The sequence below is a fragment of the Aquimarina rhodophyticola genome, assembly GCF_042434915.1.
Classification (GTDB): Bacteria; Bacteroidota; Bacteroidia; order Flavobacteriales; family Flavobacteriaceae; genus Aquimarina.
The window spans coordinates 637,761-662,497 of the sequence record NZ_CP170198.1 but is presented as its reverse complement, the minus strand read 5'-3'; the positions used below and the strand labels follow the sequence as shown (position 1 = coordinate 662,497).

The window sequence follows — 24,737 nt, the reverse complement described above, 5'->3', positions numbered from 1 at the left end:
TAAGAAGTGTATGATCTATGAACTACCATTTGCTACTATTACTCGTCTGTTACACATCCTTTTGAAGCAGATGACACTGTTTTTACATATTTGTAAAGCACCCCTTTTTTAAATTTTAATGGAGGCCTTTTCCACATTTTTTTCCGTTTCACTATTTCATCCTCGCATAGAGCTACGGTAATCGTATTTGTTTTTGCATCTATAGTAATTAGATCTCCGTTGCGAATGATGGCAATTGTTCCTCCTTCTTGAGCTTCGGGCGCGATATGCCCTACTACAAAACCGTGAGTTCCTCCAGAAAATCTACCATCTGTTATGAGAGCGACTTCTTTACCCAAACCAGCTCCCATAATTGCAGCAGTTGGTTTTAGCATTTCTGGCATACCTGGACCGCCCTTTGGTCCCTCGTAGCGTATAACTACCACATGTCCTTTTTCTACTAGTCCATTTTTAATTCCATCATTAGCTGCGTATTCTCCATCAAAGACTATTGCCTTTCCGCTAAATTTAAGACCTTCTTTACCCGTTATTTTGGCTACACATCCTTCTTCGGCCAAATTTCCATACATAATCCTAAGATGACCACTTTTCTTTATTGGATGATCTATCGTATTTATAACATCTTGACCAACTGAGAGATCAGGAACGTCCAAAAGGTTTTGAGCCAATGTTTTTCCGGTAACGGTAAGACAATCACCATGCAACAGATTCTTTTTGAGCATATATTTTAGCACTGCTGGAATTCCTCCGATTTTATGCACATCCTCCATCAAATAATTTCCACTAGGCTTTAGATCAGCTAAAAAAGGCGTTGTGTCACTAATTTTTTGAAAGTCTTCTAAAGTGAATTCTATGGCTGCAGCACGAGCAATTGCTAGAAAGTGAAGTACCGCATTTGTTGATCCGCCTAAGACAATAACCAATCGAATTGCATTTTCTAATGCTTTTTTGGTGACAATATCCAAAGGTTTAATATCTTTTTCAAGTAAAAGACGGATAGCTTTACCAGCAGTAAAACTTTCTTGCTTTTTCTCATCACTGATCGCTGGATTAGAAGCATTATATGGTAATGCCATACCTAATGCCTCGATAGATGCAGCCATTGTATTAGCTGTATACATACCTCCACAAGCCCCAGCTCCTGGGCATGCTTTTTCTATAACCGCTTTGTATGACGTTTGTGTAATTGTACCTGCTACTTTTTCTCCCCAAGCTTCGAACGCTGAAACTACATCAAGTTTTTTTCCCTCATGACAACCCGAAGCAATGGTGCCGCCATATACCAGAATAGATGGTCTATTAAGCCGTAGCATAGCAATTAATGCACCTGGCATATTTTTATCGCAACCTACAACGGTGATCATACCGTCGTAAGACATCGCCTGGACAACCGTTTCCATAGAATCGGCGATAATATCGCGCGAAGGTAACGAAAACCGCATACCTGGTGTGCCCATCGATATACCATCGCTTACACCTATGGTATTGAATATCAAACCTACAAGATTCGCTTTTTGGGTTCCTTGTTTCACCAACTTTGCTAAATCATTAAGGTGCATATTACATGGATTCCCTTCATAACCAGTGCTAGCAATGCCTATTAAAGGTTTGCTCAAGTCATCATTTGTTAAACCAATTGCATGTAACATCGCTTGTGCAGCAGGCTGAGAGTCATCTTGGGTAACGTACTTACTATATGTATTTAAGCTCATGATACTTGTAATAATTTATAAACTTGCTTTTAAAGTTTATATAAAATTATTTTTCTTTATCAATGACACCTAATTGCTTTCTAGTAAGTTACAACTTTCAAATTGTGATGTAAATTATCAAAAACCTAACTATCAAATGGTTATACACTTAACTTTTACACTGTTAAGTTTGTATTTATTTTAAAGATATTAGAATCGTTTTTTTACAATAAGATGATATGTGTTCTTGTGTAGTATTGGACATCAAATCTATCATTTTCAAAAATTTAAATAGCACAAAAAGCTCCCTATTGCTTACATAGCAAAGGGAGTCATTAACTTTAAAGTTTGGATGTTGTCAGACTAAAATAGATTATAATGGTGTTTCTTGCAGACTACTTTAAAATTTAAAAAATTTATTTTTCATACAATAAATTACCATCCCTACTCTAGTTTTAACCTCTAGTTTACGAAATACAGTTTCTCTGTAATTTTCGACAGTCTTTGGGCTCAAGTTCATCTCCAAGGCGATTGTTTTATAGGTGAGTTCAGAACATGCTAATTTTAAAAACTCCCATTCACGATCTGTTAGTTGAACTAAAGAGCGAGGTTGATCGGTAAGCGATGCATCCTCAGAATGTTTCTTCAAATTTTCTACTTTTCCCGAATAATAGTAGCCTTGCTCGATAACAACGTTCATGGCATACTCAAAATTATCAGGATGGATATCCTTTAATAAATATCCTCTTGCTCCCGAGCGTAGCATGCGTATAATAGTTTCTTCATCATCTTCCATTGTTAGCGCAAGTACCTTTTGAGACGGTTGATTTTCTTTTAACCATTGCATTGTTTGAACCCCATCCATTACTGGCATTTTAATATCTAGGAGAATTAGGTCTGGCTTTTTGCGTTTGTGCAAGTAATATCGAGTTAGCTCTTTTCCGTTTTTTAAAATTTCTAAAACCTGATATCCTTCAATTTTTGAGATCAAACTCTCTAACGACTGAGCAAATAATAAATGATCGTCAACAATAACGACTGTTTTCTTTTTCATATTCTCTAAGAATTATCGCTTAAATTTTGATTGATAAGAGGGTAACAAATATTTAGTTCTGTCCCTTGATTAAGCTGTGAGACTATCTCTAAAGAAGCATTAACAAGGGCAGCTCGACTCCTCATATTTAATAAACCGGAGTTTGCAACTACAGACTCTGTATCAAAGCCTATTCCATCATCTTTAATGAGAATGTTTAGCGCTTCATAATTAGAATGAATGCTAACAAATAAATTTTCGGCTTCGGCATGTTTTATTGTATTTGAAAAAAACTCTTGTATAATTCTGTATAAGATAATCTCGTCTTTAGGGTTTAAAACATATTCCTTTCCTGTAACTTCAAAAGTGGTTTTCAAAAAATTTAGCTTTTCAAATCGGCGTAGTTCAACTTTGATAGAAGATTCTATTCCCACATTTTGAATTACCTCATGATTAAGTGTTTTAGATAAGCTTCTTATTTCTTGCAGACTACTAGTTACAAGGCTTCTTACATCATTAATAGAATCACCTAACTGTTCTTCATGATTTGTTCTTAGCATATTCATTTGCATAACTGCCGTCGACAAAAGCTGTCCAATATTATCATGAAGCTCCCAACTTACATTTTTTAAGGTTTGTTCCTGAATTTCTAACTTCGATTTAACTAGCTCGTCGTCAAATCGACGTTGGGCATTCAAATTTTCGAGAATAAGTTTATTTTTTCTTTTTTGAAATGCTATAAAAAATATTACTCCAAAAATTATAAAAAATAATATTATTAGAGTAAAATAAATAATTAATAAGATTTGTTCTTTCTGTAGCATAAGATAAATCCAAAAATGAGACTAGTATAAATAAATATATTAGCAATTGTTAACGTGAGAGCATAAAGATGAACAAACTCTGGACTTTTTTTGCTATAGTAAGAACTATAAATAAATATCGGGGTCACAATCAAGTAAAAAAGGAGACATCCTGTCGCAACATAAAATGGCATCTGTTTGTAAAAATCTAATATATTAACTGAGATCAGTAATTGATAGAAGTAGTAACTAGCAAACATGAAAATCAAAATGGAACCGATAAAATAATTAGCTGAAGATACCGTCTTAAAAAATACATCGCTTGATAACAGATTAATAGTACTCAAAGATATAAAAGCACCAATTATATAAAAACTAATTTTTCTGATTTTTTGAGATTTAAAATGCTTAGCTAAATAGGAAAGATAAAAAGAAAAACTTATTACATCGTAACTATTATACACCCATTGATTGGTAGATAAAATTGAATTTTTAAGAAATTCTAACGAATTAAATGAATTTATAAGTCGAGGTAACCAACCAAATATGATTTCTATAAATAATGTAAATATTAAGAAATAAACAAGATATTGAAAAGATCTATCTTCTCGATATCTTGAAATACAAAATAAGCCAGAAATAGCAGCGGCTATTTCAAAAAAGTTAATAATTAATTGGTAAACCATATAGCATTTCTTAATAACTCTGTGGTGGATTTCCACCTCCACCTCTATTAAAAGGCTCGATACTATAATTATTTGCAGCACTAGCTCCATCTTTTCCTAAACTTTGCGCTGGAGAACCCGTAGGAGCTAAAAATATAGTAGAATACCCGTGCTTGTGTTTACACTTTTGTTGCGGATAGGCTCCAAAATAGATACGAATTCCTGGATCTTTAATCCCCTGCTCTAATGATTTTTCTTTTACATAGGCTAAGTATTCTTCTAACTCTTCTACTGTATAGTAAAACTCTCTTGTGTCTTGAAATTTCATGCATCTTTCGATATCTTTACCTCTGGTGCCACACCAATTCCTTTCTAATTCTTTAGCCTCGTCTACAGTAATACATTTTTTAGGTATTTTTTTTTCCATGATTCAAAAATTTAAGATTTATTTGGCTAATATATTTAAAAAAAAGAGTGGTAAACAAATATAGATGAATTCACGAGCCAATTTTCATATTGATTATACAAGCTTTAATTTCTAAAAATCAATCACTTACACACATATAAAGATAGTTTATAAATTGCACTATTTTTTTTAAAATTTGATACTGCAGGGGGAAAATCCCCCCCCTCAATTATAACTAACCAACTTTTTACTGATAGACATTATTATTTAAAATAGTATACGACTTTTTAAATTGGTATTTTTAAAACTATGGAAACCTTACGTTATAAATCAAACGGGCAAGATGTCTATCTATTAGAACAAATTCTTTCGAATCTCAATTATAAAATTGTGGTATCAAATTATTTTGGAAAAGATACGTATAATGCCGTAATCGATTTTCAAAAGAATCATAAACTGGTAGTGGATGGAATCGTAGGAGCCAAAACTTGGAGCAAACTAATTGCTGCCGAAAAAAATCTTACCCACAATCTGGATAAATTTTTATCTGAAGAAGATATTATAGATTTTGCCTCTTTTTACAATCTCGAAGTAGCTGTTGTAAAAGCAGTGAATGAAGTGGAGAGCAATGGAAAAGGATTTTTACTCGATGGTAGGCCAAGGATTCTTTTTGAAGGTCACATTTTTTGGCGTCAATTATCTAAAAAAAGAATAGACCCTACAAAATATTTAACAAATTTTACAAAAGATATATTATATAAAAACTGGACACGCAAGTATTATCTTGGAGGCTCTGCAGAATATAATAGATTAGAAAAAGCTGCTAAGATTGGTAGCCTTAAAGGAATTCGTGAAGCAGCCTACGAATCTGCATCTTGGGGTGCATTTCAAATTATGGGGTTTCATTATAAAAACTTGAACTATGCTTCTGTTGATGAATTTGTTTCTACCATATATATTTCTGAAGCAAAGCATTTGGAAGTTTTTGGTAGATTTTTAGAATTTTCAAATCTGATACAACCCTTACAAAATAAAGATTGGAAAAGTTTTGCTAGGGGATACAATGGTTCTAGCTATGCAAAAAATAAATATGATAGTAAATTAGAAAAGGCCTTTCAAAAATATTCAAAAATGGTCTGACTTCTTGATTATTGTCTCTACTTAGTTACGTACTAGTTATCATTTTTTTTATGAAACTAAATATCTACTCTTTGCAGCTTTTTTATACGATCATTTTTACTAACCATGCTATACAGAGAAATCTATACCCATTCCAGTTCTACTTTTTACTACAAAATTATTAAACATCTCCCAAAATTTTATATTCATTCAATGTGTATTAAGCATCAAAATATTCTTTGCTATCTATTGTCAATACAGTCTCAAAAAATATATAATTGAAAAATGTAACCAATGTGCTACCCCAGCCAACCGTCACGATCCAAACTACGATATTGAATTGCCTCTGAAATATGGGTACCATTCACACATTCTGATCCTTCCAAATCTGCGATTGTTCGAGACACTTTTAAAATACGATCGTATGCCCTCGCTGATAAATTTAAACGTTCCATGGCTGTTTTCAAAAGCTGTTTTGAATCATCATCCAAAGCACAATATTTACGGATCTGCTTTACTCCCATCTGAGCATTGTAATGTATTGTTGAGAGATCGTGAAAGCGTTTAGTTTGAATGTCGCGTGCCGCAGTTACCCGTTCTCTGATTAAAACACTAGATTCACCCTTCTGATCATCACTTAATTTATCAAACGGTACTGGTGTAACCTCGATATGAATATCAATTCTATCCAGCAAAGGTCCAGATATTTTACTAAGATAACGTTGCATCTCGGCAGGAGAAGATGTTACAGGAGCATCGGGATCATTAAAATAACCACTGGGGCTTGGATTCATACTAGCCACCAACATAAAACTTGAAGGATAGGTTACTGTAAATTTTGCTCTGGATATGGTAACCTCTCGATCCTCAAGTGGTTGTCTCATTACCTCTAGTACACTTCGTTTAAATTCTGGTAATTCATCTAAAAATAATACGCCGTTGTGACTTAAAGATATTTCACCTGGTTGAGGATAGGCTCCTCCACCAACTAATGCTACATCTGATATTGTATGATGGGGGCTTCTAAACGGGCGTTGCGCCATAAGCCCCGCATTCTCTTTTACCCTACCTACTACGCTATGGATTTTGGTGGTTTCTAAAGCTTCTTGTAACGACATCGGAGGCAAAATACTGGGTAGTCGCTTACTTAACATCGTTTTACCACTTCCTGGAGGTCCAACCAATATAATATTATGTCCGCCAGCAGCTGCTATTTCCATACATCGCTTAATACTTTCCTGCCCTTTAACGTCTGCAAAATCAAACTCTGGATTATTTAATGCTGCATAAAATTCTTCTCTAGTATCTACTATTGTCTGTTCTAGCGGACTCTCTGTATCGAAAAAATCAATTACCTCGCGAATATTGTCAACACCATATACTTTCAGATTATCAACAATTGCTGCTTCTTTTGCGTTTTGCTTCGGTAAAATAAATCCAGTAAATCCTTCTTCTCGAGCTTTGATTGCAATTGGTAGCGCTCCTTTGATAGGTTGAAGGCTTCCATCTAGAGAAAGTTCTCCCATTATTACATAGTTATTAATAGTTTCGGCTTTAATTTGAGAACTCGCGGATAAAATTCCTAAGGCTAACGTTAGATCATATGCAGATCCTTCTTTTCTTAGATCGGCAGGAGCCATATTAATAGTTATTTTTTTACCAGGTAATTTATAGCCATTATTTTGTAACGCTGCTGCGATACGAAAACTGCTTTCTTTTATAGCATTATCGGGAAGACCTACAAGGTGGTATCCTATACCTTTATTAATATTTACCTCTACAGTAATAGTAGTGGCTTCAACGCCAAAAACAGCGCTGCCGAAGACTTTAACAAGCATGGTTTTAAAAGTTTACACTAAAATAACTAAATATGTTAAATATTTATGAGAATAGTTATAATAGTTTACAAAGTAAAGCACAATCTAAACTTGAGACCAGACCGGGTGATAAATTTACTAGGCAAAGTTCAATTTAATCATTCATACCGGTCTCAGCGCTCAAGAACAAAACAAACAAATTAGTTACTTACTAACTCTGGCAATATAGTGTTGGCAAACAATTTATCATTTAAAAACTGTAACGTCTCTATTTTTTTATCGGTTTCTACAAGTAACGATATATTATTATTACTGCCACCATAAGAAATCATACGTACAGGAATATGATTTAAAATATCAAATAACTTAGAAGTGTTTTTATCATTAATGACAGACTCACCTACAATACAAATTATGCTATATCCTGCTTGAACAGTTATATTTGCATGGTGTTTAATTTCTTTAGTAATTTCTTCTAAATTACGAGCATCATCAATAGTTAATGAGATGGCTATTTCTGACGTAGTAATCATGTCAATTGCCGTTTCAAACTTATCAAAAACCTCAAAAATTCTGCGCAAGAAACCATGCGCCATAAGCATTCTATTGGACTTGATCTTAATGGCAGTAATTCCATCTTTTGCACTGATTGCTTTTAAACCTTTATTTCCAATTTCGCTGGATATTACGGTTCCTTGAGCATCAGGATTAAAAGTGTTCTTTAATAATACAGGAATTTCCTTTTCTACAACGGGTGAAACTGTTTGAGGATGTAATATTTTGGCTCCAAAATATGCTAATTCGGCTGCTTCATTATAAGTTAAATGTGCAATAGGATGCGTATCTTGAACATATCGTGGATCATTATTATGTAGCCCATCAATATCTGTCCATATTTGAATCTCTGTAGCATCTATTGCGGCACCTATTATCGTTGCTGTATAGTCACTCCCACCGCGTTTGAGGTGGCTTATTTCATTTTTTTTATTTCTACACACAAAACCTTGTGTAAGGTAAATGGTTGCTTCTGGAAGACTCTGAATCTGCTTCTTAAGTTTTTGTCCTACATTATCTATGTTTGGATGTTCGACATTATCTACATACATAAAATCTCGCGCATATAGCAATTGTATGGAATATCCAGATTCTTTCAAATACTCTGCAAAAATTTCAGTTAACAATGTTTCTCCGCTCGTGATAATTACCGATGTAATTTCTTCGGAATATTTTTGGCATGACAAATCAAATAAATTAGTGATTATACTAGATACTTTGTCAAATAAAAAATTTCTTGTGGCCTCAACTTGAATCAAACTACTTATTAATTCAAAATGCTTTTTTTCTAATGCATCTAGATTTTTTGTAATTGCTTCAGAATCGGCAAACTTAATATTGTCTGTTAAACGTACCAAATGATCTGTAACCCCAGACATCGCTGAACATACCACTATTTTTGTTTCATTATCTTTTGTAAGTATGTTAGTTACCAACTTAAGATTTTCTACCGATCCGACCGATGTCCCTCCAAACTTTAAAACTTTCATAGTGTCATAATTTACACTGCATAATTAATCATAAAAATACCAGATGTAAAGATTTTACAATAAAATAGATATATTTGTACATTATGTTAAATATATAACAAATGAAAACAATCACCGATTGTGTGCATGATATATTAAGGCACGAACCTTTTTTGGAAGATGCATTGTCCCGTGAAATTATAAATTACAGTTCTTTGGCAATGGATTTAATTCCTAGAGTGGAAAAAACTTTACGTAAAAAAGTTAAACATGGCTCTATCATTATGGCGCTTAGAAGATATCATCCTAAGCGCATAAAACATTCTCAATCTTTACGTAATTTGGGTGATATTGTGGTACGTTCTGGAATTACAGAATACACTTTTCTTAATTCTAACAGTATTTTGACCAGCCAATCAAACTTATTAAATGCTGTAAAAGACGACAATAAAACCTATTTTACTTATTCCAGTAATTTTCAAGAAAGTAACATTTTAGTTTCCTCTTCACTTAAAGAGATAGTAGAGCTTCATTTTAAAGATGAAACTTGCATATCAATATCTGATAATTTATCCTCGATGTCGATTGAATTACCAGAAGAAAATTCTAAAACGGTAGGTTTGTATTTTTATATTTTCAAATTGTTAGCCTACGAAGGAATTCCGGTTTTCGAGATCATTTCTACATCCAATTATTTTACCTTGTTTTTGGAAAAGGATTTTGTGAATAAAGCTTTCTTACTCCTCAATGAAATAAAAAATAAATAGCTTGAAAAAACAGTAAAGCCTCACAGATGTGAGGCTTTACTATCTACTTTTGGTACACTACTACCAAATTTGAACTCTTTTCTCTGGCGCTAAATACATTTTATCACCTTCTTTAATATCAAAAGCTTCATAAAAAGCTGGGATATTAAGCAAAGGCTGTATTGCACGATTAAGTCCTGGTGAATGCGGATCTGTTTTTATTTGAGTACGCAATGCATCTTCTCTAATTTTAGTTCTCCATACCGTAGCCCATGACATAAAGAATCGTTGTTCTGGTGTAAATCCATCAATATTCTCTGGACGTCCATTCTCTGCATAATACATTTGTAATCCATCATAAGCACCTAATACTCCACCTAGATCACCAATATTTTCGCCCAAAGTAAATTTACCATTGATAAACACACTATCCAATACTTCGATAGCACTGTACTGCTCGGCTAGAGCATCTCCACGTTCTGTAAAATTTTTCAAGTCTTGATCGGTCCACCAATTGACAAGGTTACCATTGGCATCAAATCGTGCTCCAGAATCATCAAAAGCGTGCGAAATTTCGTGACCAATCACTGCTCCTATTCCACCATAATTAACTGCCTCATCTGCCGTATAATTATAGAAAGGTGGTTGTAAAATTGCAGCAGGAAAAACAATCTCGTTAAATAAAGGATTAAAATAAGCGTTTACGGTTTGTGGAGCCATACCCCATTCCGTTTTGTCTACCGGTTCTCCAATCTCTTCCAAATTCTTTTTAAATGCCCACTCTGAGACAGCCATTCTGTTTTCAAAATAGGAATTTCCTGTTTTTACCTCAAGTTTTGAATAATCTTCCCACTCATCTGGATAACCAATTTTTACGGTAAACTTATCTAGTTTTTCAATAGCTTTTGTTTTTGTACTATCGCTCATCCATGCTAAAGCCTCGATACGCTTCTGATATGCTTTAATGATATTAGCGATCATTGTTTCTGCCTTAGCTTTCGCCTCTGGCGGAAATTTTGCATCTACATATAATTGACCAATAGCTTCTCCTATAGAACCGTTTACTCTAGCTAATGCACGCTCTTCTAATGGTCTCTGCTTAATAGCTCCATTAAGAGTTTTATCGTAAAACTCCCAATTTGCTTGATCGATTTCTGTAGTTAAAGCCCCGGCAGCATTATTGACAGTTGACCAACGCATTACTTTTTTAAGATCTTCAATACTAGTTTCTTTCAAAACATTTTGAAGAGCTTTCATGTACTTAGGTTGCATCACAATAATAGTATCCAAGGATTTTGTAATTCCCAAATCCTTCATGAATTTTGTCCAATTAACCGCTGGAGTCATTGCTGAAAGCTCGGCAATGGTTTTTGGATTGTTAAAATTTCTAGTGTCGCGACTCTCCACTTTATCCAAACGAGGTTCTGCTAATTTCGTCTCTATTTTCAAAACGGTTTCTGCAGTCTTGCGAGCTTCTTCTTCTGTATCCCCCACAAATTGAAGCATACGAGTTATGTGATCAACGTACTGATCTCTAATTTCTTTTGACTTTGCATCTTGATCTAAATAGTAATCACGATCTGGTAACCCGAGTCCCCCTGTAGAAACATACGCAGCATTGATTTCGCTATTACTCAAATTAGGAAAAGAAACAAATCCCATAAATGGTGCAGAAGCTGCAGTTTCAGTGGCCAAAACAGTTTGAATATCTTCAACTGTTTTGATATTTTGTATCTTTTCTAACGTTGGCATTAAAGGAGTAACACCTGCTTCATTACGAGCTACAGTATCCATAATGGATTCAAAAATCAACAAAGCCTTGTGCTGATCTGTTCCTTCGGCGTATACATTTTTTTCTTTTGCTTCTTTAATGATCGCTAATACATCGTTATCTGTTTGTTTTCTTAAAACTCCAAATCCCCCCCATCGTGTACGATCTTCAGGAATTTCAGTATTTTTCATCCAACTACCATTGACATAATTGTAAAAATCCTCTTTTGGACTTACCAAAGTATCCATATTTTTTAAAACAATCCCTGGTATTTTTTCTACCTGAGCTATGTCCTTATCACTTTCAACCTTAGTGTCATTTTTACAACTAACAAAAGCTATCAAAAGTGCTGGTAAAAAATACAAATTTTTAAATTTTGTACTCATTCTATTATTAATTTAAGATTAGTTACATATAATAAGACGTGAAAATACTTAATTCGTTACCAAAATAATTGTAACTATATAATATTTTCAAAATAAAGATACTCAAAATACTGATTAAAAGAATCTTAAATTAAATTTAGCCTCTCAAAACTTATATTTTAAGTAACCTTGAATCAAAATTGAAAGGTTCAATTTCAACGATTTTTACGCTTTTGAAATTAGGATGGTTAGGATTGATAAGTAAATTTTGTTCTTTAGGTATAATGATACTTGGAACCTTGAATCCTACAAATTTTTGTTGATTGATCCAGTCCATTGTAAAATCATGATTTTCTATTGGTGGAGGTATTTTGTCCCAATGTTTGGGAAGTGTTTCTTTACTAAAGGATCCAATATATTTATCTGGTACCTCTATTGTAGCTATGGCCATATCTTCTGGGAAAAAAGCTACTGGTAAATGTGCTAAAACTTCTAGAATTGATAACGCAGCAGAAGTACTCGTGTACAAAATTGCAATTCCTTTTGCATTCCACCTACCCCCAACAGTTTTTGCACCTATGCCATTTAAATCATCAATATATTGCTTTTTAGCAATTCTAAATACTCGCATTATGCAAAGATCCCGTGTTCGATACGTACTAGCTCTTCATTGAGCAATTGAAATCCAAAAGTAGTATCCAAAAGATCTTTGGGCTTTTTGGAGGCTAAAGCAATATTGGGATGCTCCATCCATCGTTTAAAACGCACTAAATCTCCAAAAACGTGTTCTCCCTTGGCATACAGTTTTGCAAGTTGCAATACCTTAGAACTTGCTTCTGTATTTAATTTTCGATTTAAAGTATAGCGTTGTATTGTGCGTTCTGATATATGAATAACATGAGATAGTTCTTTGAGATCAAAATCAATTGTTTTTCCTAAATATAACAATGCTTTTTTATCAATTCCATTTCTAGAAAGCTCAATAAAATCATACATATTACGCAAAGGCATATCAATATTGAGATACCGTAAAAGCCCCTTATGCTCTAACCCGTCAAAGTCTAATGGTGTTACTGCGCTCATAACCTCTTTCGTTTGCGACAAATATACAAAAAATAATGTCAATTGTCATTATCAAGCTCCATTATTTTATCCAGTTGTGGAGCTACTTGTTGTAAACGTGCTTCCATTGATCGTATTGCAATGGTAGATAAATATCTTCCTAAAGGTAGTACTGGTTTGATTTTTAATTCGTCTGAATCATGGTTTTGTGTATCTTCTTGTTTCCAAGGAAAAACAGTGGTCTCTCTCAATTTAACAGCATATCTCTCTCCCAATTTTTGAACTATTTCTTGTGTGTGACCATATCGTACATTTCTAAGGGTTGTTAGTGGTGCGGCTAATTGAGATTCGGTTTTAGCAATTTTTCTTTCCTCGTCATTAACTAAAATAACATGTTTGATTCTTATTTTCCTAACTAATTCTGGGAATGAATCCTGTAATACCTTTTTAAAAATCTCTTCTACTCCGATACTAACAGTTCCGCCTATATTATCGTAATAACCTGCATCGGCAAATTGATCTGACCAATCTTGACTGGGCACATTACAATTTTTAATTTCACCCACTGGGGTTATAAAAGGAAAACTTGCATTAATTCGTAATGCTGTAGACAAATCGATTGAAGCTTCAGGATGACTTAAATGCAGATTTGAAAAGAAATCATTCATTCCTTTTAATGGACGCAAAAGATCATATGTCACTGGACTAATGATGTTATAGTTACCTGTTTGTGTATGTGTCGTGTTTACAAACAACAACGGTGGTATTTGCAACTCGTTTGTAAGTGTTGGTGAAAATAAGTCTTTGTAAAATGACATAAATTCTTTAGCTAATAGCCCCTCTTTATCATTAGTAGTAAAAAAAGTTTTGTGACTTCTTTTCCACTGATCCTCTAACAATTGACCCCGATTACGAAAATTAAAAAGTTTGGTAACGCTTTTGAACAAATCTCTACCTAATAATCCTACTAACGCTTCTGACAAAAAATTTTCTCTATAAATTACACTTGCTTTATAGTTTAATTGAGGAAATTTAGAGTTTTTATCCTGTAAAAATGTAGTTTGTTCATTATTGAGTTGTGCATTACGTGCAGCTGCAAAGAACATTCCGTTACCAACACTACCTCCAGAAGCACCACTCAAAGACAAAAGGTTTTCTTTAAAATAGCTACCGTGAGTTCTTTCATATAAATAACTATGGACCAAAAATGACCACAATCCTGCTCTTGAACCTCCTCCTTCAGCACTAATTAAAAGTACTGGAAAAACCTTTTTTGATTCGATAGTTTCTTTTCTCGATTGTATCCATTTTACCATATATTCATTCATCGAGACTCGCTTTGCAGCAGTAGTTTTGAGAGTTAGGTGATAATGATCTGAATCTTTGGTTAAATACTCTGACGATAAAAAACTAACAATAAGAACTATAGAGAGTAAAGGAAGTTTAATTTTCTTACCTAACAAGATTAAGATAAAACTAAACATAAATAAACTGAGTAAAGAAACAACCAAGATTGACAATGGATTAATTTTACTAGCCCACTCTGGAATAAAATTTAGTACAATAAAAGCAACTAATACTAATAATCCAGAACTTAAAATAGTACCGTAAAATATATTTTTGGATATACGTTGTAAAACTCTATAACTATTAAGAGTTAATGACAAGAAAAATAAGGCTAGTAAACAATTTGATAGAAATAAATTTCCCAAATCCTTCTCTGTTTGTGTATTTAGTGTTCCCAACGATATAATTATAATTAGTAACCCTACAGATATCGTAAAAGCAATCAAATTTGTCTTGGGCAACTTATAAAATAAATTTTGTAAGAATTTATAAAGCCTAGGTTCACATAAAAGAAGCAAACCTAAAATACACAACAATAATGTATTATTAGGGTTTAAGAAATATGTATAGGTATTTCTTAAACCAAAACGCTCCATTGCATTTAAAATACTTATTGCGGTTATACAAAGTAATAACGTAGCCAATATTCTAGGAACAGTTTTACGCATATGAATTTTTACCGCATAAGAATATCTTGTATTACCTTTATGATTTTGATACCGATAATGCTGATTTGGAATAAAACCAATCAAATTATTCCATTTTATATCCTTATAATTATGATAATAAAAATACTTTGGAATATTCCAAATAAGAAATGCTGATGTAAGTAACAAAATGAAATACAATGGAACCTCAAATATAAAAGCATCAGCTTGATTTAGAATTAACAATAAATCGATAGTTTGAGGAAAATGCCATAGGGCCAAATAAATTGCTAGAATAAAAGCAACACTTATAAAATTATTGAGAAGTTCTCCTAGTAACGTTTTAAACCAAATGGTAAATAGTTGAAAACTATGTAATATAGTAGAAACAAACATGAGTTATAGGTTTAGGAGTTAAAGCTCTCTATCAAAGATTAAAGAGCAGTATATTAACTACAAAAATAAAAACAAAGATCAGATTAAATTACAAGCATGTAAGAAAAGTTTATCATATTCATAAAAATAACTTCCAAAAAAAATAAAATCGTAAAAATTAGTAAAGAGATAAAAATAATTACGGTTTTAACGTAATTATTTGTATCTTGTCGTTAACAAAAAGGTTTTATGTTTAAAAACAAAAGATTTCTGTAATATAAAACCTACATTATTTATGAACCCCAAAAAAATATCTTATGAAAAAAATTTTACTTATCACTTTACTAATGAGTACACAATTGGGATTCTCCAATTTAAAAGTTGATATCTCATACAAATTAATGTCAGTTTCTGAAAACACTGTGATTGATGGGTTAGACGAAACCTCTAATGAAGCTGTGGTTTTTATAACCGAAAGTTTACACTTAGAACAAGGTGTACGAATAAAAATTAGAAATGCTTGTTTGGTTATTTTAGGAGATCTTACAGGAGAGGGTATTTTAGATATCGATGACACGGCTACGGTTGCTTTGAAAGGTGAAAAAAAAGGAAGGCTAACTTTTATAAACCGTTTATTAGCTGACGATATCTGTTTACAAAACAGTGATCAAAAAAGATTTACAAATATAAAAAATGTGCCTCAAGGTCTTAATTACAGTTTATATAACTTAAATGGAAGACTTATGGATAAAGGTATTATCGATGATTATATTCATAACTACAGAGATCCTAAAACGTATTTAATTAAAATTGATGGATATAAATTACGAAAAATAGTTTTTAAAGGATAATATATCAATTACTAGGTTTCATGCTCAAAAAAAATCCATGGTGTAACTACTACTATGGATTTTTTGTTTTTTCACAAACTTATTATGTCTATTAGTAATAAAACCTTATTACTTCCAAAATATATAAAAGCGAAAAATAGTATATTTAAAAATCACAATACTTTACATTGTACAACTAGTTTAAAAATAATTTTTTTCAATTGTTAAGATTATGAAGCAATTTTTTTCATTTCGCAATGAGATGACCAAATATACGCTATACGGTTTTCTATTTGGATTGTGTTTTCCTTTAGTTGCCCTTTGGTTTGATATCACTAGACAACAATTACCTTTAAACTTGACATCTCTTGTAAAAGTTCACAGAGATAATCCAATTCATTTTATGGTCGATACGGCTCCTATTTTTTTAGGTTTGTTTGCCATGTTCATAGGTATAAATTTGGATAAACTTAAAGCCAAAAATAGCCAAGTAATTGCTGCATCAAAAATACGTCAGGATTTTTTGGCTAACATGAGTCATGAGATACGAACACCCATGGTAGGTGTTATTGGCATGATTGATTTGCTATTTAAAAATACCGAGCTCAATCCTTTACAAAAGGAGTACGTTACTATAATTCATCAATCATCCCTTAATCTTTTGGATATTTTAAACCAAATACTGGATCTTTCAAAAATTGAAGCTGGAAAATTTACATTATCGCCAAAACCGACAAATTTTAATAATTTAATTTCTCAAAACATTAATTTATTCCTTGCTACAAGTAAGTCCAAAGACCTTTATTTACAAACTGAATTATCATCTGAAATCCCTGAGATACTTCTAATAGACGCGAATAGATTTACACAAATTATGTCAAACCTTATTGGTAATGCTATCAAATTTACCAAAAAAGGAGGTGTTACTGTAAAAGCCTCTTTAGTTACAACCAAAAAAGAAAATCACACCATCAAAATAGAAGTTATCGATTCTGGAATCGGTATTTCTCAAAAAGATCAGAAAGAACTTTTTCAACAATTTAGCCAATTTCATAATGAAGCAATATTGGCAGGAGAAGGTAGCGGACTCGGACTTACCATTTGTAAGAAATTAGTGGATTTAATGAACGGATCACTTGGTGTACAAAGCACACCAGACGCGGGAAGCCGTTTCTGGTTTACTTTCAAAACAAAAGAAGTACCAAAATTACATGATCCCATTTTAGAAAAGCCCTTAATAACTTCTTCCTATAATATTCATGTACTATTAGTTGAGGATTCTGAAACGAGTATTATCGTTTCAAAACAAATTTTAAAATATTTAGGTTGTACCGTAGACATTGCCAATGATGGTAGTCAAGCTATTGCAATGTTCGAAGAAGGAAAATATCATCTCATTTTAATGGATATTAATTTGCCAGAGATTAATGGTATTGAGACTAGTAAACTAATACGTAAGAAAAGTAAAAATACACCTCCTATAATAGCGTTAACCTCAAACGCATTACCAGGAGACTCTGATCGATTCATTGCACAAGGTTTAGATGACTATATAACAAAGCCTTATACTACAGAAATTATGAATATAAAGTTGCAAAACTGGTTTGGGGATCATGATGAGTATCATTGAAGATAAAAAGTATTAAATATATTATCTCAAAATAGTCTTACAAGTATCTCTTTTTTTAGCCGATATATAATAATTTGTTATCTTGTATAAATATTTTGAAAACTAGAATTTCGTATTTTTTCTAAATATGTTATTCCTGAACTACCATTTCAAAAAATCCTAATAGGCTCTTATATGAAAAATGAAAAAGATATTATTTTTAAGGAGAAAATCTATGCTAGATTAAAAATCGTTACGCTACTTATTGTTTTTATTTGTATTTCAAGCAAACTCTTTGCTTTTCAAACCGAACCACAAGATGCTATAACATACAAAACTTATACAGGTACAATAGTTGATAACTCAAATGGTGATGCACTGCCATCTGCAGCGGTTATTGTTTCTGGAACTAATATTTCTACAGTTTCAAACACCGCGGGCGAATTTTCAATTAAAGTTCCTTATCAAAATCGAAATGCCAATATAACCATAAGTTATCTTGGTTATAAGAATAAAACCATAGCGCTTGCCCAACTTGCAAATCTCGAAGATGATATTGTTCTTGAGAGAACCGTTACTTTATTAGACGAGGTAAGTATTGGTGAGCAAGATGCCAAAGAGATCATAAAACAAGTTATCAAAAAAGTTCCTGATAACTACCCGGCCCTGCCAATTGTGCAAACTGCTTTCTACAGAGAAACGATCCAAAAGAGAAGAACATATGTTTCTTTATCTGAAGCAGTTATTGATATTTATAAAAACCCCTTGCCTCGCAATAAAGTGGATGATGTAAAACTTTTTAAGGCTAGAAAAAACACAGATTATAAACGATTAGACACACTTACATTAAAACTTCAAGGGGGGCCAGCAAGCGCACTGTATTTAGATTTGGTGAAACACCCCGAAGCTTTGTTATCCAATGACATCCTGAATAGTTATATTTTTTCTCTTGACAAAAGTACACGAATGAATAATCGTACTATGTATGTCATTAATTTTAAGCAACATCCTAACATTACAGAGCCGATGTATTTTGGAAAGCTTTATATTGATACAAACAGCTACGCGTTAACAAAAGCATCATTTAGTCTTAATCTCGATAATAAAAAAGAAGCTAGTAAGATTTTTGTAAGAAAAAAACCAACAAGGGCAAAAGTATATGCTACACAGGCTGATTATACTGTAAGTTATCGTGAAATTAATGAAAAATGGCACTATGCATATAGTAAAATGGAATTAGCTTTTAAAATTAATTGGAAAAAACGTTTATTCAATTCTATTTACAAACTAGACGTAGAACTTGCTGTCACCGATTGGAAAGAAAATGAAGATAAAAAGATATTACCCGCAAAAGAACGTCTTAAACCAAGTAGTATTTTAAGTGATAAAGCAAGTGGATTTTCGGAACCTGATTTTTGGGGAGAATATAATATTATAGAACCTGAAAAGTCGATTGAATCAGCTATTAAAAAAATACAAAAACAATTCAAAAAGCGTAAAGAATCGTAATGATAGTGTGACATCTGTATTTCTTCGGTTTAATGCTATTTTTGTATGTATGTTTATAGTATCTTGCGACCAATAAGAATGTTCTACTGCTATGAAAAAATCGACTTTGTTTGAAATTCTATTCTTTTTATAATGATCCTCAAACATTTTCTAATCGTTAGCCTATTCTTTGTACAAACTCTTTTTTATGGACAAACCAATAAAGCGGTTACTTCCTATAAAAATGATTTAAAAATTTTTAAAACTATTTTGGAACAGGGGCATCCTAATTTGCACCAATATATTCAGAAAAAACAACTCGATTCTCTATTCAATATCTTACTAAAAGATTCAGATAAATCTAGCCAATTGGGATTTCTTAAAAATTTATATCAATTTTCTGATGCTATACAGGATGGACATATAGAAATATATCCACCTACCAATTTAGTCGCTAATAGCTATCATTTTCCATTAATACTAAAAATCATTCAAGGAAAAGCATATAATTATGCAGAACATACTTCAATCCCCTCTGGTTCATTAATACAATCAGTCAATGGAATAGCAATGGAGCAGATTCTCATGAATTTAAAAAAATATATCCCTTCTGATGGTCATTTGACTCAAACCAAGGAACGAGGTATAGAACAAAAATTTGATGGTCTGTATACTTTAGAATACGGTGCAACCAAAAATTATGAAATTGAATTCATTGATTCCTTCAAAATCACGAAGAAAATAATTCTTCCTGCTGTAAAGCAAACCGATCTAAGTGTTTGGTTAAATTTGCTCGATCCTAAACCTGATCCCTTTGTTAAAAATAAGGTTAGCCCTATTAAACACAATACTGATAAAATCTTCTTTGCCTATGATGCTCAAAAACGTACTGCTTTTTTAAAAATTGAAAGCTTTGCTATGGGCTCGCAAAATTTCAACAAATCGCTTGACCAAATATTTTTTCAGCTAAAAAAAGATAAAATTATTAATTTAATAATTGACATTAGACAAAATAAAGGAGGAAATCGTGCGAATACGATACGTCTTATGTCTTATATTACAACAGGTTTTTTTAAACAAAGAAAGAGAGCACATGTAGGTACTCTAGCCATACCTGCAAAAGAATATGCAATGGGTTCATATTTTGAAGAAGAATTAAATTTAAAAGAAAAATTTAAAAATCATCCTGTTTATAACGGATGGACCTCTAATTTTGATGATTTAGAACCCATGATGGTGCCTTCAAAAAACAGATTTACTGGTGGTGTTTATGTTTTAATTGATGGAAGTACACAAAATGAAGCTTCAGATTTTGCTCTGTTAGCAAAAAATGATACAAACATCACCCTTGTGGGCGAAGAAACTGGTTGTACATTTCATACGCACAATATTGGACTGAGAGTTTTTTATGAACTACCTACTTCGGGTATACAGTTTAGCTTTCATATGAAAAATGTTCAGAATTTTGTTAAATCTCAATTACCTACAAACACTCGTGGAGTAGTTCCTAATCGATTTATCCCCTTTACCATAAATGATATTATTTCCTGTAAAGATTCCCAATTACTTTATGTACTTAAATTAGTCACTGGAAATAACACAACCCACTATTGATTTACATATTAACTTAATGTACTCGCAATAATAACAAATATCTAAGTAGCTATTCACCAATCATTATGAAAAATAACTCAAAACTAACGCTAGCTTATCAACAAATTGATTTAGAAAATTCAAAGGATCCAAATACAGAAATTATAGACGGTAAAACAATAGCGAAGGAGCTTTTATATGGACAACGTATGACAGAAACTTTGACCGATTATTATCCTGATGCATCTGAGGCTTTACAACTTGCTGCAAGAGCACAACACATTTGTAGATGGCAAATTAAGAGAGATCAATTTTCTATGGACCGAGTGGGTTATTTAAAATGGCGTTCTGAACTTAAGAAGTTTCACGCCGATAAAACATCATCCATTTTATATCAAGTAGGTTATCAGGCAGATATTATCGAGCGCGTATCGTTTTTAATACAGAAGAAAAAATTAAAAAAAGATATGGATACGCAACGTCTTGAGGACACTATTTGTCTCGTATTTTTAAACTATTACTTTGAGGCTTTTTCTGCTAAGCATACCGATGATAAAATTATCAGTATTCTTCAAAAAACATGGAGTAAAATGTCTTTAAGAGGTCAAGAAGAGGCGTTAAAAATTCAATTTTCATCAAAATCCAAATTATTGATAGAACAAGCCTTAGGCTAAAAATGACGTTAACTTTTAATCCATACTTACTTTTAAAACTTCTTTTCTGTAGTATTCAATAATACCATCAATAGGTCTGCGTACAATATTGCCTATTGTTAAATGATATGGCCACACAGCTGCTCGAATAATATCTTCGCTAAAATGAGCTATAGAACCAATAAAATGTATAGGTACATTTTGAGCTTCTGGAAAACAGAGCACTCTCGTTTCTACAAATTCTTGAATACCCTCGGTAATAATTTTATAGAAATAACCATTACGCTCACTGGTAAAAATAAATTCGGCAAAAGAGGCTAAATACGTGTTAGGATTGTCTTTTTTATATAAATTTTCTTTAATAACATCGGACGATAAATCAAATTTGGCATCAAACGCCTCGGCAACTTCAGGGGGCATTCTTTTATAATAAAAATCACGAATCAAACGCTTTCCAAAATAATTCCCACTAGCCTCGTCCATAAGAATATACCCCAACGAATCTACTGCCATATGAATTTGGTCACCATCATAATAACAACTATTGGATCCTGTTCCCAAAATACAAACAATTCCGGGTTGTGTCGTAGCTGCATATACGGCAGCTACCATATCTTCTCTAACTACTACTTCGGCTTTATTAAAAAAGTTTTCAAAGATTTGCTTAAGTAAAGCAGCTGGCTTCTTGGTACCACATCCTGCTCCATAAAAATGAACTGTTTCAATCGTATCTTTATGCTTTATGAGCTCCTCATTTTTATGAATCCGTTCCTCTAGTACGTTTGGTTTGAATACAGCAGGATTTAAACCTTCCGTTCGAGTTTTAAAGATTATATCTCCCTCGTCTCCCAAAAGTATCCAATCGCATTTTGTAGAACCACCATCTGCCAATAAAATCATGTTATAAGAGTTTAATCATAAATAATTCACCTTAAATTAAAAAAATAAGGTGAATTATTCTCAAATTATTGTTATAAGTTCCCTACGTGTACTGATAAATCTACTAATTTAGAAGAATATCCAAATTCATTATCATACCAAGAAACAAGTTTAAAAAAAGTATCGTTTAAAGCAATACCTGCTTTTGCATCAAAAGTTGATGTACAGGTTTCTCCAACAAAATCTTGAGATACAACATCTTCTTCAGTATATCCCAATATTCCTTTCATTTCATTTTCAGAAGCATGCTTCATTACTCGCTTAATCTCATCATAGGAAACCGATTTTTTTGTACGCACGGTAAGGTCCACTACCGAAACATCCACAGTGGGTACTCTAAATGCCATTCCTGTAAGTTTTCCATTCAGTTCTGGTATTACTTTACCTACAGCTTTTGCTGCCCCTGTAGATGACGGTATTATATTTGTCAAAGCCGAACGTCCGCCTCTGTAATCCTTTTTTGAAGGTGCATCAACAACGGCTTGTGTTGCTGTCGCTGCGTGTACTGTAGTCATTAATCCTTCGACTATTTCAAAATTATCGTTAATTACTTTGGCCAAAGGTGCCAAACAGTTTGTGGTACAAGAAGCATTCGACACGATTGTATCGGTTGCTTTCACATCTTTATGATTAACTCCCATTACAAACATAGGTGCATCTGCTGAAGGTGCAGAGATCACAACTTTTTTAGCACCAGCTTTTAGGTGTCCTTCTGCGGAACCTAATGTTGTAAAAATACCAGTACAATCCATCACAACGTCTACCTCTACTTCATCCCATTTTAACTCCTCTGGATTACGCTTTGCAGATACTCTAATCTTTTTACCGTTAACGTGCAAGGCTCCATCACTTACCGTTACTGTTCCATTAAATCTACCATGTACCGAATCAAATTTTAGTAAATATGCCAAATGTTCAATATCAAGAAGATCATTGATTGCTACAACCTCAACATTTGAACGTTCTGAGGCAATCCTAAACGCAATTCTTCCGATTCTTCCAAATCCATTTATTCCTATTTTTATTGTACTCATCTTATTTTATGGTTTTTAATTGATTATAAATAGTGGTTTCTTACTAATAACTATACCGATGTAATATCGGCTACTTTTATTAAGCGATCGTGTTGGTACGCTCTTTTCTCTAATGCTTGCTTTAACGGAATCGAAGTTACATTTTTATGTACTATACCGATCATTATATTTTGTTTACCTTCTAACAAAGCTTCTACTGCTCCCACTCCTAATTTGCTGGCTAATACTCGATCATAGCAGCTTGGAGCACCACCACGTTGGATGTGTCCCAAAACAGATACTCGTACCTCATAGCCATCCAAATGTTGCTCTACATGCTCACCTAATTCAAAAATATTCTTCCCTGAAGTATCACCTTCTGCAACTACAATTATACTGGATGTTTTTCCTGTTTTTTTACTTTTTTTAAGTGAATCTATCAATCTATCTATCCCCATATTCTCTTCGGGAATAAGTATTTCTTCTGCTCCTGCGCCAATACCAGCATTAAGGGCTATATCACCTGCGTCACGTCCCATCACTTCTATTAAAAATAAACGGTTATGGGAGCTAGCTGTATCTCTAATTTTATCAATAGCCTCGACTACGGTATTGAGTGCTGTATCATAACCGATGGTGTAATCTGTTCCGTTGATATCATTATCAATAGTTCCTGGAATTCCGATTACGGGAAAATTAAACTCTTCTGAAAATTTTAAGGCTCCTGTAAAACTACCATCACCACCAATTACGATTAAAGCTTCAATTTGGTTAGCTATTAAATTTTTATAGGCTTTTTTTCTTCCTTCGGAAGTCATAAAAGCTTTTGAACGGGCAGATTTAAGAAATGTCCCCCCCTTGTTAATAATATTACGAACAGAACGGGCATTAAGAGGTTCTATTTCGTTATGAATCAAACCTTCATACCCTTTATACACTCCAAAACAATTTACACTGTAATAACTGCAAGCTCTCACAACTGCTCTGATAGCTGCATTCATCCCTGGTGCATCTCCTCCTGAAGTAAGCACCGCTATATTTTTTACTTTTTTTATCATCTCTCTCAAAACTATTCTTATTGAATGTAATAACCTAATACTGTAAGAAACTAAAACGTTTTCGGTTAATAAGTTCTTAGTTCAAATAAATCAAATTGATAAAAGGGAGCCTTACATTTTATTCTAAAAGTAGTACATAAGGCAATTTCATACATTACTTAAATAAAAACGACTCACTTTACAA

General features: G+C 32.9%; 20 protein-coding genes. 7 read left to right on the top strand and 13 right to left on the bottom strand.

All coding sequences use genetic code 11. The annotated features are described in order from the left end of the window. Nucleotides 1–38 precede the first annotated feature (38 nt). The 4 genes from ilvD to ACE939_RS02900 form a co-directional block, all read right to left on the bottom strand. The gene (gene ilvD / locus ACE939_RS02915) at nucleotides 39–1,712 is read right to left on the bottom strand and encodes a dihydroxy-acid dehydratase (RefSeq protein ID WP_378187285.1); all 1,674 of its coding nucleotides are present in this window, start codon (nucleotides 1,710–1,712) and stop codon (nucleotides 39–41) included. Nucleotides 1,713–2,091: 379 nt separating this feature from the next. Continuing rightward, nucleotides 2,092–2,745: a response regulator gene (locus ACE939_RS02910; protein ID WP_378187284.1), complete on the bottom strand. Its 654-nt coding sequence runs from the start codon at nucleotides 2,743–2,745 to the stop codon at nucleotides 2,092–2,094. A gap of 5 nt (nucleotides 2,746–2,750) precedes the next feature. Beyond that, entirely contained in the window at nucleotides 2,751–3,548 is a 798-nt protein-coding gene (locus ACE939_RS02905) for a sensor histidine kinase (RefSeq protein ID WP_378187283.1), read from the bottom strand. A 675-nt stretch (nucleotides 3,549–4,223) separates the two neighbouring features. After that, a complete protein-coding gene (locus tag ACE939_RS02900; protein WP_378187282.1) occupies nucleotides 4,224–4,619 on the bottom strand; it encodes a hypothetical protein in 396 nt (131 codons plus the stop codon). A gap of 288 nt (nucleotides 4,620–4,907) precedes the next feature. On the opposite strand from ACE939_RS02900, the gene ACE939_RS02895 reads away from it, so the two are divergent. Next, entirely contained in the window at nucleotides 4,908–5,738 is an 831-nt protein-coding gene (locus tag ACE939_RS02895) for an N-acetylmuramidase domain-containing protein (RefSeq protein ID WP_378187281.1), read from the top strand. A gap of 278 nt (nucleotides 5,739–6,016) precedes the next feature. Here the strand turns inward: ACE939_RS02895 and ACE939_RS02890 are convergent, their stop codons facing one another. Together ACE939_RS02890 and ACE939_RS02885 are read right to left on the bottom strand one after the other, a co-directional pair. After that, nucleotides 6,017–7,555: a YifB family Mg chelatase-like AAA ATPase gene (locus tag ACE939_RS02890; RefSeq protein ID WP_378187280.1), complete on the bottom strand. Its 1,539-nt coding sequence runs from the start codon at nucleotides 7,553–7,555 to the stop codon at nucleotides 6,017–6,019. A 179-nt stretch (nucleotides 7,556–7,734) separates the two neighbouring features. Beyond that, a complete protein-coding gene (locus tag ACE939_RS02885) occupies nucleotides 7,735–9,078 on the bottom strand; it encodes an aspartate kinase (RefSeq protein ID WP_378187279.1) in 1,344 nt (447 codons plus the stop codon). A gap of 101 nt (nucleotides 9,079–9,179) precedes the next feature. On the opposite strand from ACE939_RS02885, the gene ACE939_RS02880 reads away from it, so the two are divergent. After that, nucleotides 9,180–9,824, top strand: a complete 645-nt coding sequence (locus tag ACE939_RS02880) for a hypothetical protein (RefSeq protein ID WP_378187278.1) — start codon at nucleotides 9,180–9,182, stop codon at nucleotides 9,822–9,824. A gap of 60 nt (nucleotides 9,825–9,884) precedes the next feature. On the opposite strand, the gene ACE939_RS02875 is transcribed toward ACE939_RS02880, so the two are convergent. From ACE939_RS02875 to ACE939_RS02860, 4 genes are all read right to left on the bottom strand, one after another. Beyond that, on the bottom strand, nucleotides 9,885–11,960 hold the full coding sequence (locus ACE939_RS02875) for a M13 family metallopeptidase (RefSeq protein ID WP_378187277.1): 2,076 nt from the start codon (nucleotides 11,958–11,960) through the stop codon (nucleotides 9,885–9,887). Nucleotides 11,961–12,111: 151 nt separating this feature from the next. After that, nucleotides 12,112–12,570, bottom strand: a complete 459-nt coding sequence (locus ACE939_RS02870) for an RES family NAD+ phosphorylase (protein WP_378187276.1) — start codon at nucleotides 12,568–12,570, stop codon at nucleotides 12,112–12,114. Continuing rightward, entirely contained in the window at nucleotides 12,570–13,022 is a 453-nt protein-coding gene (locus ACE939_RS02865; protein WP_378187275.1) for an antitoxin Xre/MbcA/ParS toxin-binding domain-containing protein, read from the bottom strand. Before ACE939_RS02865 ends, ACE939_RS02870 begins: the two co-directional genes overlap by 1 nt. A 38-nt stretch (nucleotides 13,023–13,060) precedes the next feature. Continuing rightward, on the bottom strand, nucleotides 13,061–15,391 hold the full coding sequence (locus ACE939_RS02860) for a hypothetical protein (protein ID WP_378187274.1): 2,331 nt from the start codon (nucleotides 15,389–15,391) through the stop codon (nucleotides 13,061–13,063). Nucleotides 15,392–15,687: 296 nt separating this feature from the next. Between ACE939_RS02860 and ACE939_RS02855 the strand changes: the two genes are divergently transcribed. From ACE939_RS02855 to ACE939_RS02835, 5 genes are all read left to right on the top strand, one after another. Next, nucleotides 15,688–16,221, top strand: coding sequence for a hypothetical protein (locus ACE939_RS02855; protein ID WP_378187273.1), 534 nt, complete (start codon nucleotides 15,688–15,690; stop codon nucleotides 16,219–16,221). Between the two features lie 211 nt (nucleotides 16,222–16,432). Continuing rightward, the gene (locus ACE939_RS02850; RefSeq protein ID WP_378187272.1) at nucleotides 16,433–17,830 is read left to right on the top strand and encodes an ATP-binding protein; all 1,398 of its coding nucleotides are present in this window, start codon (nucleotides 16,433–16,435) and stop codon (nucleotides 17,828–17,830) included. 174 nt (nucleotides 17,831–18,004) lie between these two features. Continuing rightward, complete coding sequence (locus ACE939_RS02845; protein WP_378187271.1) at nucleotides 18,005–19,318, top strand: carboxypeptidase-like regulatory domain-containing protein; 1,314 nt, start codon at nucleotides 18,005–18,007, stop codon at nucleotides 19,316–19,318. A 132-nt stretch (nucleotides 19,319–19,450) separates the two neighbouring features. Beyond that, nucleotides 19,451–20,911 (top strand): S41 family peptidase, encoded by a 1,461-nt coding sequence (locus ACE939_RS02840; RefSeq protein ID WP_378187270.1) that lies wholly within the window; start codon nucleotides 19,451–19,453, stop codon nucleotides 20,909–20,911. A gap of 65 nt (nucleotides 20,912–20,976) precedes the next feature. Then, complete coding sequence (locus ACE939_RS02835) at nucleotides 20,977–21,564, top strand: DUF4202 domain-containing protein (protein WP_378187269.1); 588 nt, start codon at nucleotides 20,977–20,979, stop codon at nucleotides 21,562–21,564. A gap of 15 nt (nucleotides 21,565–21,579) precedes the next feature. Here ACE939_RS02835 and ACE939_RS02830 read toward each other — a convergent pair whose 3' ends face one another. The 3 genes from ACE939_RS02830 to pfkA all read right to left on the bottom strand — a co-directional run bounded on the left by ACE939_RS02830 (nucleotide 21,580) and on the right by pfkA (nucleotide 24,553). Next, nucleotides 21,580–22,443 (bottom strand): BadF/BadG/BcrA/BcrD ATPase family protein, encoded by an 864-nt coding sequence (locus ACE939_RS02830; RefSeq protein WP_378187268.1) that lies wholly within the window; start codon nucleotides 22,441–22,443, stop codon nucleotides 21,580–21,582. 71 nt (nucleotides 22,444–22,514) lie between these two features. After that, nucleotides 22,515–23,516, bottom strand: coding sequence for a type I glyceraldehyde-3-phosphate dehydrogenase (gap, locus tag ACE939_RS02825; RefSeq protein WP_378187267.1), 1,002 nt, complete (start codon nucleotides 23,514–23,516; stop codon nucleotides 22,515–22,517). Nucleotides 23,517–23,566: 50 nt separating this feature from the next. After that, entirely contained in the window at nucleotides 23,567–24,553 is a 987-nt protein-coding gene (pfkA, locus tag ACE939_RS02820; protein WP_378187266.1) for a 6-phosphofructokinase, read from the bottom strand. Between the last annotated feature and the right edge of the window lie 184 nt (nucleotides 24,554–24,737).